The 13,081-nt window shown below is 41.7% G+C and carries 13 protein-coding genes; 4 read left to right on the top strand and 9 right to left on the bottom strand.

Annotation, left to right across the window (positions count from 1 at the left end; translation table 11 throughout):
• Nucleotides 1-275 precede the first annotated feature (275 nt).
• On the top strand, nucleotides 276-1,613 hold the full coding sequence (locus BLT29_RS00060; protein WP_245700940.1) for a hemolysin family protein: 1,338 nt from the start codon (nucleotides 276-278) through the stop codon (nucleotides 1,611-1,613).
• Nucleotides 1,614-1,741: 128 nt separating this feature from the next.
• On the top strand, nucleotides 1,742-2,860 hold the full coding sequence (gene yfkAB, locus BLT29_RS00055) for a radical SAM/CxCxxxxC motif protein YfkAB (RefSeq protein ID WP_090774240.1): 1,119 nt from the start codon (nucleotides 1,742-1,744) through the stop codon (nucleotides 2,858-2,860).
• Between the two features lie 26 nt (nucleotides 2,861-2,886).
• On the opposite strand, the gene BLT29_RS00050 is transcribed toward yfkAB, so the two are convergent.
• From BLT29_RS00050 to BLT29_RS13195, 3 genes are all read right to left on the bottom strand, one after another.
• Nucleotides 2,887-3,702 carry a YfkD famly protein gene (locus BLT29_RS00050; RefSeq protein WP_090774238.1) on the bottom strand — a complete coding sequence of 272 codons (816 nt, stop codon included), beginning with the start codon at nucleotides 3,700-3,702 and terminating at the stop codon, nucleotides 2,887-2,889.
• Between the two features lie 381 nt (nucleotides 3,703-4,083).
• Nucleotides 4,084-4,416 carry a hypothetical protein gene (locus tag BLT29_RS00045; RefSeq protein ID WP_090774235.1) on the bottom strand — a complete coding sequence of 111 codons (333 nt, stop codon included), beginning with the start codon at nucleotides 4,414-4,416 and terminating at the stop codon, nucleotides 4,084-4,086.
• A 41-nt stretch (nucleotides 4,417-4,457) separates the two neighbouring features.
• Nucleotides 4,458-4,616 (bottom strand): hypothetical protein, encoded by a 159-nt coding sequence (locus BLT29_RS13195; RefSeq protein WP_176763708.1) that lies wholly within the window; start codon nucleotides 4,614-4,616, stop codon nucleotides 4,458-4,460.
• Between the two features lie 168 nt (nucleotides 4,617-4,784).
• On the opposite strand from BLT29_RS13195, the gene BLT29_RS00040 reads away from it, so the two are divergent.
• Nucleotides 4,785-4,943 carry an FbpB family small basic protein gene (locus BLT29_RS00040; protein WP_090774233.1) on the top strand — a complete coding sequence of 53 codons (159 nt, stop codon included), beginning with the start codon at nucleotides 4,785-4,787 and terminating at the stop codon, nucleotides 4,941-4,943.
• Between the two features lie 123 nt (nucleotides 4,944-5,066).
• On the opposite strand, the gene BLT29_RS00035 is transcribed toward BLT29_RS00040, so the two are convergent.
• From BLT29_RS00035 to rnhA, 4 genes are all read right to left on the bottom strand, one after another.
• Nucleotides 5,067-6,848, bottom strand: a complete 1,782-nt coding sequence (locus BLT29_RS00035) for a M3 family oligoendopeptidase (RefSeq protein WP_245700938.1) — start codon at nucleotides 6,846-6,848, stop codon at nucleotides 5,067-5,069.
• 144 nt (nucleotides 6,849-6,992) lie between these two features.
• Nucleotides 6,993-8,756 (bottom strand): M3 family oligoendopeptidase, encoded by a 1,764-nt coding sequence (locus BLT29_RS00030; protein WP_090774231.1) that lies wholly within the window; start codon nucleotides 8,754-8,756, stop codon nucleotides 6,993-6,995.
• Nucleotides 8,757-8,974: 218 nt separating this feature from the next.
• The gene (locus BLT29_RS00025; RefSeq protein WP_090774229.1) at nucleotides 8,975-10,336 is read right to left on the bottom strand and encodes an aldehyde dehydrogenase; all 1,362 of its coding nucleotides are present in this window, start codon (nucleotides 10,334-10,336) and stop codon (nucleotides 8,975-8,977) included.
• A 33-nt stretch (nucleotides 10,337-10,369) separates the two neighbouring features.
• Nucleotides 10,370-10,993, bottom strand: coding sequence for a ribonuclease H (gene rnhA, locus BLT29_RS00020; RefSeq protein WP_090774227.1), 624 nt, complete (start codon nucleotides 10,991-10,993; stop codon nucleotides 10,370-10,372).
• 118 nt (nucleotides 10,994-11,111) lie between these two features.
• Here rnhA and BLT29_RS00015 point away from each other — a divergent pair, with 118 nt between their 5' ends.
• Nucleotides 11,112-11,363, top strand: coding sequence for a hypothetical protein (locus BLT29_RS00015; RefSeq protein WP_090774225.1), 252 nt, complete (start codon nucleotides 11,112-11,114; stop codon nucleotides 11,361-11,363).
• Between the two features lie 52 nt (nucleotides 11,364-11,415).
• On the opposite strand, the gene BLT29_RS00010 is transcribed toward BLT29_RS00015, so the two are convergent.
• Together BLT29_RS00010 and htpX are read right to left on the bottom strand one after the other, a co-directional pair.
• On the bottom strand, nucleotides 11,416-11,733 hold the full coding sequence (locus BLT29_RS00010) for an AbrB/MazE/SpoVT family DNA-binding domain-containing protein (RefSeq protein ID WP_176763707.1): 318 nt from the start codon (nucleotides 11,731-11,733) through the stop codon (nucleotides 11,416-11,418).
• 236 nt (nucleotides 11,734-11,969) lie between these two features.
• Nucleotides 11,970-12,884 carry a protease HtpX gene (htpX, locus tag BLT29_RS00005; protein WP_090774223.1) on the bottom strand — a complete coding sequence of 305 codons (915 nt, stop codon included), beginning with the start codon at nucleotides 12,882-12,884 and terminating at the stop codon, nucleotides 11,970-11,972.
• Nucleotides 12,885-13,081 lie beyond the last annotated feature (197 nt).

Raw genomic sequence — 13,081 nt, 5'->3', positions numbered from 1 at the left:
ACTTTCTCTGTCTTTTTGCATATGATAGGAAGGAATAAATGTGAAAGGGGTGGTTCGATGGTGGAGAGTACAATGTAATGAAAATGGTACGAGATGCATTGAACCACCCCTTTACTGACTAAAAGTCACTCACTCTTAGTTGTATGTGTGGGTGTGTTCTGTCTCGATTTGTACGTTTAACTGCAAAAATTTTGAGACACTCGCAAGTCAAACTGACAATTGTCATTTGGCTTAAACACACAGGAGGTGACTCCCTCATTCTTCGAGGGGACTATTTGGAAATTCAACAAATGCTTAGTTTAATGGCCGTAGCCGTTTTAATTTTGCTCACTGCTTTTTTTGTCGCATCTGAATTTGCGATTGTAAAAATCAGGAGTACCCAACTTGAACCGCATATTGACACTGGGAAAAAATCAGCTATTTACGCAAAAAGGGTTGTCAGCCATCTAGATGAATATTTATCCGCATGCCAACTCGGAATTACAATTACAGCACTTGGGATCGGCCGTCTAGCCGAGCCGACATTTGAACATATGCTTCATCCACTTTTTGCTGGATTTGTTCCACCGACGCTTGTGACGACACTCGCTATCCTAGTGTCATTCACCTTCGCTACATTTCTGCACGTGGTCATTGGTGAGCTTGCACCTAAAACGATTGCAATTCAACGAGCAGAACAAGTAACTTTACTCATTGCACGTCCTCTTATTTGGTTTTATCGGCTTCTCTATCCCTTTATATGGGTTTTAAACGGCTCAGCTCGCATATTAATTCGCATCCTCGGCTTTAAGCCGATGTCAGAGCATGAGCAAGCTCATTCAGAAGAAGAGCTTCGTTTAATTATTTCTGATAGCTACAAAGGTGGCGAAATTAACCAAGCAGAGTTCAAATACGTCAGCAAAATTTTTGAGTTTGACAATCGCATTGCAAAAGAAATCATGGTACCACGTACTGAAATTTGTGCGCTTTCCATTGAAGATCCTTTTGATGTCAATTTAGATATTATCAGGATGGAGAAATATACGCGATATCCGATTGTCAATGGAGACAAAGACCATATTCTTGGGATTGTTAACGTTCGCGAAGTATTGATGGATATGGTCTCTCCCCATTCTGAAGGAAAACCGGAAATTAAGCTCGATGACTACATTCGCCCTGTCATTTCTGTCATCGAATCCATTCCGATTAATGATCTACTCATTGAAATGCAAAAACAACAAACACACATGGCCATTTTATTTGATGAATATGGTGGCACTGCAGGCCTCATTACTGTTGAAGACATTATTGAAGAAATTGTTGGCGACATTCGTGACGAGTTTGACGTTGAAGAGGATCCATTAATTAAAAAATTGGCAGACCATCATTATATCATTGACGGGAAAACATTGATTACAGACGTGAACGACTTGCTTCACATTTCCATTGACGAAGATGATGCCGATACCATTGGCGGTTGGATGCTTACTGAGAAATACGACATTGTCGTTGACGAGTGTATTTCCTTTGATGGCTTTGATTTCATCGTTAAAATGTTTGACGGGAATCAGATCAAGCAAATTGAAGTATTGCCTACAAAGAAAAACATTCCTTCACACAAAAACAAACCATAACGAAAGCAACTTGAGGTGAACGGTGGAAGAGCCCATCCGTTCACCTCATTTTTTTACTTTCCTTCATACGCTTTTATTTTTTGTTTGAATACGCTAAGATAAAGTTTGAATGTAAAGGAGAGAAAAACATGATTGATATGTATACGACACAGACAAATGATGATCCATGGGAAGCTTATCGAGATATAGAGTCTTTTGGAAAACTGACACTATCAAACATTGAAATCACCACGACAACATTATGTAATATGCGTTGTGAGCATTGTGCTGTTGGTTATACATTATCACCAAAAGATCCCGACCCTTTGCCGCTTAGCTTGCTCATTCGCCGCCTTGACGAAATTCCCCATTTACGCGCATTTAGTATTACAGGTGGAGAACCGATGATGTCGCTCAAATCAGTAAAGAACTACGTTGAACCGTTATTGCGATACGCACACGAACGTGGGGCAAAGACACAAATCAATTCTAATTTGACCATGCCACTTGAACGGTATACACGCATTCTTCCTTATTTGGATGTCCTCCATATTTCTCATAATTACGGAAGCAGCGATGACTTTGTTGAAATAGGTTTTGCAAACGCAAAACATCAACCATCTACCGCGCAGCGCAAGGCTTTATTTCACCGTATGGTTGAAAATGCACAAGCACTTTCTGCGGAAGGTGTATTCATTTCTGCTGAAACAATGTTAAATAAACGAACCCTCCCATATCTTGAACGTATTCATGAACAAATCATTCACATGGGCTGTAAACGTCATGAAATTCATCCAATGTATCCAAGTGACTTTGCAAGCAGTTTGGAAGTCGCAAGCTTACATGACATTCGTGCCGGTATCCATCGTTTACTTGATTGTCGCAACAAAAACATATGGATGTTATTTGGTACACTGCCTTTTTATCCATGCAGCGAAAACCCTGATGATTTGGCGCTTCAAGAAAGGTTGTACAGTGAAACACTTGTGACCGTACGCAATGACCCAGATGGACGCTCACGTTTAAATGTCAACCTATTTAGTGGTGACATCATCGTTACAGACTTTGGTGACGTTCCTGAACTCGGGAATATTCAACATACAAGCTTTTTAAATGCTTTTCAGCGCTGGCAATCATCTAAGTTGCAGCAATCCATTTCTTGTCACTGTCCGACAGTGAAGTGTCTTGGACCAAACTTATTAGTGAAAGATGCCTACTATAAAGATGTTGATTTTCTCAAACGAACATCTCAGTTAAACATAAAATGATGCCAAAATAAGGCATCATTTTATGTTTAACGTAAGTTGGTTGAAGCAATAAATGTAAAAGATAAATGATCTTGAACAGGTATCCACGCACCAATTCCTTGATCGGTAATGTTTTTTACTTCTAAAATCGGTTTGCCACCACGTAATGTAAAATATACTTCTCCGTAAGTGACATTGCCCTTCTCATGAACAGCTGGCACATATCCATACAAATAGCCCGCTTGTTGAGGAGGTACATTGTACGTTTGACTTTTACGCGTTCCTTGACCAATGACTGTATCAAATGCAAGAGGCAAATTTGTTTTTTCCGCTGCATAAATCATCATCATCTTTTCAACAGCTCCAGCGTTGGGGATTTTCGCTGTCAATCCACCTGAAATTTTCTTCTGCTGTTCTTGATAATACGACATCTTCCGCGGTGCGTTTCCACCACGATTATCAATAAAATTGGTGTTTACTTTTTGGTATTCCCAATTTACTTCTGTTCCCTCTGACTCATAAGATAACGGCCAAGCTCCCAAATAAATGGATAATTTTGTTGCAAAACCAAGGCGAGCAAACTGTACAGTCGATTCATTCATAAGTCGGATTAAATCAGGATTTTCTATCTCTTCTTCTGTAGAATCGAGTAACTTCTGAGCTAATTCACTCGGTTGTAAATAAGGCAAGTCTTGCGTAGCATTTTTATATGTGTTTTCTTTTGAAATAGATAACACAGATTGGGGCACAGCAAATGAGCTTTCTTTTGTTTTATCGTCTACGCCTTCTGCAAACGACTGTGGCAACCAAAAAGATTGGAGCAGTATACAAATTAAGATCATCCACGTCATTCGTTTCATCATGCTTCCTCCTCATGTTCTTCATTGAAATAGTGTAACCGTAGTGTTTGACTTTTTTTTCATTTTATCCGTGAAATCATACTCCCACAAAATGCCAAAAAGAAGAGGCAGCAACGAAAACGTTGCTACCTCTCTACCTAATGACATATACTTCTGCTTCTGGGGTAAAATCGATTGTTGTCTTTTGGAAACACCTCATTTCAATCATGTTCATCGGACACGGTTGAATGATTCGTTCCTTTGCTCAACGCAACCACCTCATTCTTTAAAAGAAAAAAGTGTAAGACAAACAACATCTTGCCCACACGCCTTGCAATGTCAATTAGGAAGGACTGCAGCGTATGCCGCCGTCCTTATATCGTAATATTTCCGACTTTCTTCTTTCTATACATCTGTCGGCTCTTTTATCTCTCCTAGCGCTTCTTTCGCCACGTGTAACGCTTCTTTCGAGGACGTGCGTAAATGGCTGACTGCTTCCACAACGGTTGTCACATCAGTGACGATCTCTTGTCCCAAACCCCGCATCTCTTGAAGCGCTTCTTTTGTTTCTTCCATAATATGTGCACGATTGTCCTTCATAAAAGTCACTGCTTCACTCACTTTTTGTTTCGCTTGCCGCATGCCTTTACATGCATTTGTACGCCATTCTTTTTTTGTTAAAATTGACCCAATAACGACAGCTGTTGCTACCACAAACACAACACGTTTTTTCGTCATATCTTCTCCCTCCTTACCACGCTCCTTTATTGTAAAACATTTTACTCGTTTGTGCAGCTTTCACAATTGTATACACCTAATAAATATTCGTCTGTTGTTGACTGAGAAAACTGCATCCCTTGATTTCTCTTTATTTGTGTGATCTCTTCTGCTAATTGAGCAATTTGTTGTTCAAGTATACTTAAACGATGTTCACTCATTTGACTTTCCTCCTCTCAACCTTTCGTGCTCCTATATTTCGACAAAACTTCTGCTTTCATTCACTAAGAAATCAATTTATAAAATGTTTGTAACAAAATTGCTGTTGTAATCTAAGTAGGCCATGGTATAATTTATGTTAAGAAATATTCTAAATAAAGGTGGAAATTATGCGAAAAAGACATTTGATTCGTTTCGAAGAGTTGGTTGATCAAAATCGTCGTGATTTATTGAACGACGAAGAGGCGCTCACACAAATTGACGACAAATTATACGAGCGTGCGCAGAAGAAAGATCGTTTAGAGAAAAAACGAAAACGGTTCCAGTAAGTTCAAACCGTTTCTTTCATACATCATGGCACATAACCTTATTATGATCATTTTGGAACGTTTTGTTCGAAAAGACTAAATAGGCATGATCCTTATGCTCTTCGGATCATGCCGTTTTTATATTTATAGCGACAAAAACTTCTCCACATCAGCCAACACAACATCGAGGGCCTCTTGCCAAAATTGAGGCGTTGTTAAATTAACACCTAGATGCTTTATTGCCAAATCTTCCACCGTCATACTGCCGCTATCTTTGAGCAGTGCAATATATTGATCTTCAAATGATGTCCCCGACTTTAACGCCTGCGCGTAAACGCCAAGACTAAATAAATATCCAAATGTGTATGGGAAGTTGTAAAATGGCGCTGACGTAATATGAAAATGCTCGACAGAAGCCCATAAATTCGGATCGTATGTCGCGAGTCGATCGCCATACGCCTCTTGCTGTGCTGCAACCATCAATTCATTTAAGCGCTCCTGTGACACCATCCCGTTTTTACGCTCCTCATAAAAACGTGTCTCAAACAAGAAGGTCGCATGGACGTGCTTGAGATAAACGAGCGCACGAGCAAGCTTATTCTCGATCATCATTTTCTTCGCATGATTATCTTCTGCTTCTTCGACAAGCGCATCCGCAACCATCATCTCGGCTAACGTCGATGCCGTTTCCGCAATGCTTAATGGGTATTCTCGCGTCAAAGCATATGGTTCATTTTTTAAACACCAGCTATGGTACGCATGGCCAAGTTCATGCGCCAGAAAGGCCACACCTGTCATTGAGCCATCGTACGTCATAAAGATACGTGATTGTCCTAATAAAGGAAAGTCCGTACAAAACCCACCCGGACGTTTGCCCGTACGATTTTCGGCCTCTACCCAACCGTCACGGAGTGCCATCTCAGCGAAATCGGCCATCTTCGGACTGAACTTACGGAAATGCCGAATGATCAAGTCACATGCCTCGTTATAGGAAACTTCATTGTCTCCTTTATTTTTTGATGGTAAAGGCGCGTGAACGTCATGAAAATGAAGCTTCTCAACGCCAAGTAATGTCGCTTTTGCATCCATATAACGGTAAAATCGCGACTGATTTTTTGTAATTGTCTCCCACATCGTCTGTAATGTTTTTCCTTGCATCCGATTTAGCGCAAGTGGCTCCTGCAACACATCGGACCAACCTCGTGCCTCATATAAATTTAAACGAAAGCCTGCTAAACGATTTAATGTTTGCGCAAATAACGGCGCTTCTTGTCCCCATGCCTTTTCATACGCTTTAAACGCGCGCAATCGCACTGTCCGGTCTGGCCCGTCAAGCTTTCTTAATAATTGCTCTGCTGATAACATGTTTGTCTTGCCGTCTTCTTCAAAGGGGATCTCCATTCGGCCAATGGCTTCATCATACACCGATTGCCACGCATGATAACCATCTTTTGCTAAACGTTTGACTAAGCTCTCTCTCTCTAAATCCATCTCATCCTTCGCTTGCTGCCGCATCTCAGAAAGGACAAAAGCAAGTGGTTTTAATGCCTCTTCTTCTAACAAAGCCGCAAACTCATCGTCCTTTAGCTCTCTTAAACGGGTCGACAATCGCAGACGTAAGATATCATACTTCACACTTTGTGCTTGTAAACGTTCCTCTAACAACAATGCTTGCTCATCGTTGACATCTTGTGAAACCAAGCATTCTACAAATGAGTCCGCATGATCTAAACGATCACTCAACATATTAAGCGCAAGCGTCCATTCAGCAATCGTTACATTACATATCGAACGGTCCAACCATGTTTGCAACAATTCTTCTGTCTCCTGCAAAAAGACTGAAAATGTTTTTGAATGACTTCCTCCTTCAAAAAATGAATCTAAGTCCCACTTCATTCGATAACTTGTCATGTTCGTATCCGTCATGCGCTCCCCTTCTTTCTCTCTTTGAAAATAAATTGATTCTTATCGTAGCACGCCATTTTTTACTTGTCCATTTATATTCTAAAAAAATTGTTAAAAAGAACAACAGCATGACCCTCGCGCAGGATCATGCCATTTTTGTTTGTATTAAAGCGCTAAAAACTTGTCCACATCAGCCAACACAACATCGAGGGCCTCTTGCCAAAACTGAGGCGTTGTTAAATCCACACCTAGATGCTTCATTGCCAAATCTTCCATCGTCATACTACCGCTATCTTCAAGCAGTGCAATATATTGATCTTCAAATGACGCCCCCGACTTTAACGCCTGCGCGTAAACACCGAGACTAAATAAATATCCGAATGTGTACGGAAAGTTGTAAAATGGCCGCATCGTAATATGAAAGTGTAGTTTCGACGCCCAGAAATACGGATCATATTCCGACAATTGGTCGCCATATGCTTCTTTCTGTGCTGCAACCATCATTTCATTTAAGCGTTCCTGTGACACCATGCCGTTTTTACGTTCTTCATAAAAGCGCATTTCAAACAGAAAGCGCGCATGGATATTCATAAAAAATGATAACGAACGAGAAAGGTGATTTTCAACTAACATTTTCTTCGTCGCTTCGTCCTCTGTCTCTGCCAATAGCGCATCCGCAACAATGATCTCTGCAAAAGTTGACGCCATCTCGGCAATACTCATTGGGTACTCTTTCGCTAATTGAACGGGCTTGTTTTTTAAACACCAGCTATGATATGCATGACCAAGCTCATGCGCCAATGTCGCTACATTTGCCATCGACCCATCGTACGTCATAAATATACGCGATTCTCCGGACAACAAAAAGGTCGTACAAAAACCACCAGGACGTTTTCCGGCCCGATTTTCAGCCTCTATCCACCCATCGCGGAGCGCCATCTCAGCAAAATCAGCCATCTTCGGACTGAACTTACGGAAATGCCGAATGATGAGATCACACGCGTCATCATATGGTATATCGCTTTGTTCTTTATTTTCCACTGGTAAAGGAGCATGAACATCACGAAAGCTCAGCTTCTCAACACCAAGTAACTTCGCTTTTTCATCCATGTATCTGTAAAAACGCGACTTATTTTTTGTGATTGTCTCCCACATCGTCTGTAATGTTTTTTCTTGCATACGATTAAGGGCGTGTGGTTCTTTCAACACATCATCCCAACCGCGCGCCTCATACAAACTTAAGCGGAAACCAGCTAAACGATTTAATGTTTGGGCAAATAGTGGTGCTTCTTTGCTCCATGCTTTTTGATATGCTAAAGAAGCACGCTCGCGCACTGCCGTGTTTGGACTATCCAGACGATTAGACAGCTGTCCTGCCGACAATATTTTTGTCTCGCCATCTTCTTCAAACGGGATTTCCATCCGACCGACTGCTTCATTATATACAGACTGCCAAGCATGATAGCCATCTTTCGCGAGGCTTGCTGCCAAGTGCTCGCGTGCTGGATCCATTTCATCTTTCGCATGTTGTCGCAACTCAGAAAGCGAAAAAGCAAATGGTTTTAATGCTTCTTCCGTGAGTAATGTCGCAAACGCATCATCTTCTAGTTCTCTTAAACGTGCTGCCAAACGCAAGCGCAATGACTCAAATTTCACACGTTGTACTTGCAACTTTTCTTCTAACAACAAGGCCTGATTGTCGTTCACGTCCTGTGCAATTAAACACGACACAAACGAAAACATCTCATTGATCCGTCCAAACAGCATGTCAACGGCGTGTGTTAACTCGGAAATGATTACATCAGTTTCAGGACGATCTAACCATGTTTGAAACAACGTATCTGTCTCCTGTAAAAATGCAGCCAATTCCTCTGACTGACTTCCTCCTTTAAATAAAGAGTCTAAATCCCATTTCATTGGATAACTCATCTCTCTCGCCCACTTTCTCTCTCTATTTCGTTATACGAATGACTTCTATCCTACCATAAAATTTCTATTGTAAGCCATAATGAGCACTACTGATCATCACAACCAATGTCACAATCCCAGCGATAACCCAATACTTTTCTTCGCTTGTCCACTTTTTTAACAATGCGTTCGCCCCCTCTTCGTCACATCCTATGAGGGGGCGAACAACATTATGACGTTTATTTCATCAATTTCCGAATGACTTTTTCTCCAAGCTTACCTGTTTGATAACGAAACGGAATATCGACTGTTGTTGACTGTTTCAGTAAACTCTTTTGGTGCGAGAACGTGCGGAAGCTCTCATCACCATGATAGGCACCAATGCCACTAGGCCCTTTCCCTCCAAACGGTAAATGTACATTTGCTACATGCATCAACGTGTCATTTATACAACCACCGCCAAATGAAACTTGCGCGGTAAACAGCTCTTGTATCGCTACATCTTCTGCAAATACATAGAGTGCGAGTGGATTAGGGAGCGCATGCAAGCGCGCAAGCACATGATCCTCATTGTCATAAGGGATGACTGGCAAAATCGGACCAAAAATCTCTTCTTGCATCACCGCAGATTCCCATGACACATCCGTTAAAATGGTCGGGGCAATCATACGCGTTGACATATCGTGTTGTCCGCCAAGCGCGATCGTTCCATCATCAAAATACGCACACAACCGCTTAAAATGTCGTTCATTTACAATTTGTGTGTACGTCCCGTCGGCGGTTCGTTCAGAGAACAGCTTTAATGTTTGTTTTTTTAATTGCTCAAGAAACGACTCATACACATGTTGATGAACGAGTACATAGTCTGGGGCAATACATGTTTGCCCTGCGTTCGAAAACTTTCCCCACGCAATCCTTTTCGCTGCCATTGTAAGTTTCGCTGTTTTATCTACAATTGCCGGGCTTTTTCCACCAAGCTCCAACGTGTGCGGCGTTAAATGGCGGGCAGCTTTTTCCATGACAATCTTTCCAACCGCAACGCTGCCCGTAAAGAAAATATAGTCAAATGGTTGGTCTAAAAGTGCTGAAGCTACCTTGGCGTCTCCCTCAATTACAGAAACCACCTCGGGTGAAAACGTCGCTGTGATCGCTTCTGCCAGGGCACGAGAAGTATGTGGTGTTAACTCCGACGGCTTCAATACAACGCTATTACCAGCCGCAAGCGCGCCAACTAACGGCGTGAGCGTTAATTGAATTGGATAGTTCCACGGCGCAATGACGAGCACACTACCATATGGTTCAGGCTGCACCCAACTGCGAGAACCGACATGTGAGGGAGGCGTCTTTATTTTGACTGGTTTCATCCACGCGGTTAAAGATTCAAGCGCGTGGGTAATCTCTTGATAAACAAAGCCAAATTCAGTCATATACGCTTCCGAGGACTGTTTATTTAAATCACGCTGTACCGCGGTGAGTAATGTTGACTCATAACGTTCCAACATCTCCTTTAACTTACGCAATTGCTGCTCTCGAAATGTCGCCGGTTTGGTTATACCGGAGCGTACGTATGCTTGTTGGCGCTCTCTCATATCCATGTTCATACAAATCCACCCTTCCTCCACGCAAATGTACTGCTACCCTTTTCGCCCGTAGTCCGCCTTAATTTCACCCCATTGCTTCGTATGCCATTTTAACACAGGGGCATGGTCGCGGTTTTCCTTTAACCATTTTTCTGCTCGATCGACAAGCGCCCAAATTTCAGCGGTATCTGCTGTCCGCTTTAACGTTGCATTCGCTTTTTTCTTTTGAACCCACCCGATTGCTGTTGTTGAATCAGAATAGACTGGCTTTTGTACCCCTAACTTTTTCACGTAGGCCAGCCCGTGCACGATCGCTAAAAATTCACCCATGTTGTTTGTGCCCATCTTCATCGGCTTTTTTTCAAATAAAATCGCACCCGTTTTTGTGTCAACCCCTTTATATTCAACAGGACCAGGGTTTCCGCGGCTACCTACATCAACACTAATGCTATCCCAAATGATCCCGGATTGATCCTTTACTTCTTTAGGTGATTGTTTTGCTACTGAAGCTGTATTTTGTGGGCCAGCCTTAAATGCCTCATCTGCTTCTTTCTTCGTATTGTATGATTTAAATTTTGCACCAGTAAATCCTTTTACTTGTTCTTCGCACGCTGACCAATGATCAAAAACGCCTTGTTTTCTCCCATGCCAAACGACGTAATACTTCTTCTTTGCCACACACATTCCTCCTCACTTAGTACTTTAACGGAAATGCGTATGATTTACCAGCCTCAATCACTTGCCTGTATACACTTTGCCTCGGTTGACAATGATAATGAAAAAGGAGGTTTCGTATATGGATATTCACGTCAATGAACCCCTTGCTACCCGAAAGCCGGGTGATATGATTTATACGAAAGATAGCCATATGTATATCATCATTGAAGACAAAGGGGAGTCTTATCCATTTTTGCTTGTTTGTTTACAGACGTTTACAGTCATACAAAACTATGATTCGTTACCGACGTGGCAAGAGTTAGAAGAAGACATCGCGGAAGAAATTGAAGCAATTTATAAACAAGAGGATGCACGGCTAAGCGTATCTTAATATGTACTCGTGCAAACGAGTTTGTTTGCACGAGTGTTTTAGACACTTGCTTTTATGATAATGCGACAACCTCTTTTTCTTCTTGTTCAGGCGCGCCCATTTGTTTCTGGAGTTCCTCTAACAACTGCGTTGCAGCTCGTTTACTTATTACAATATTCCCATCCGCTAACAACAAATGCTCATGTGACGATTCGCCTGTTACCATACATGCTTTAATAGATGGTTCATATTTTTGCACAATAATCCGCTCTTCTTCAACATAAATCTCCATCGGTGTACCAATTTCAAGCCCCATGACATTCCGGAGTTCCTTTGGTATCACAATCCGGCCTAGTTGATCAATTTTTCTAACAATACCAGTAGCCTTCAATTTATTTACCCCCTTATATCTATATATCCAGAAATCAAATGTCACCAGAAAAGTGACAACTCACTTCTATTTCAAGTACTACCCATATTTATTAAAACATGAGAACGCTTACTTTTCCAGTATAATGACTTATTAACATTTGATTTCTTTATTTTAAAAATTTATCATTTATATTTACCGCTATATTATTGGTTTCTGCGTTAAAAAACTGCCCCCTTATCGGAAGCAGTCTTCTCTTACATACGCTCTAAACGAGCAATTCTTTCATCTAATTCTGGGTGAGATGAGAACAATCGCGCAATCCCACCTGGACCACTAATTTTCATTGTTTGTACGGCTGCATCATTTGTACCATGATCAACATGTGCTCTATCAATGTACGCCTTCAAAGAGCGGAGTGCATGTGCCATTTTGTCTCTGCCTGCCAAGTCGGCGCCACCGCGGTCTGCATGAAACTCACGGTACCGCGAGAATGCCATGACGACGAGGCTACCAAGAATCGAAAACAAAATTTGAAACACAATCACTGCGATAAACTGAACAATAAATTGCATTTCCTCACGCACAAATCGTGAAACAATGATTGCCGCTATGCGGGATAAGAACACAACAAACGTGTTGACAATTCCTTGTAATAACGTCATTGTCACCATATCGCCGTTGGCAACGTGCGCGACTTCATGGGCGATAACCCCTTCAATCGCATCATCATCCATCACATCAAGCAAGCCGGACGAAACAGCTACAAGTGACTTTTTCTTTGATGGACCGGTCGCAAATGCATTGACTTCAGGTGAGTTGTAAATCCCCACTTCTGGCATATGCATTAAACCTGCCGCGCGTGATAGACGATGTACTTTTTCAACAACCATACGCTCGCGTGACGTAAGCGGGCCATCCGGGTCGATGACTTTTACGCCCATCATTTTCTTCGCAACCCAGCGGGAAATGGCTAAAGAAACAAACGCACCTGAGAAACCAATTACGGCACTTAATACGAGCAATGTCCCAAAGTCAATTCCTAGACCAGGACCGCCTGTATAATACGAGCTATTCATACCAGTAAATCGGGTAATGAGCGACCAAACGATGCCAATTGTTGTTAACACCAAGATATTGGTCAATATAAACAGTAAAATTCTTTTTGGCATGCCTATCTTCCTCCTGTTCTTGCTTCAATATACCTGTCTTTATTTTACCACATTTGTATGTGTTTAAAAAGAGATTGATGCTGTGGATGTACCTATTTTTAAGTATGTGTAAAATAGTTCTCGAGGACTGAAACACGTAATATTCCACATTGTGGAATATTGGGTGCAAAAGACTGGGCAAAAAAGAAAAGACCCTC

It is taken from the genome of Shouchella lonarensis, from assembly GCF_900096965.1.
Lineage (GTDB): Bacteria > Bacillota > Bacilli > Bacillales > Bacillaceae_D > Shouchella > Shouchella lonarensis.
This window is presented reverse-complemented; position numbering and strand designations above follow the sequence as displayed.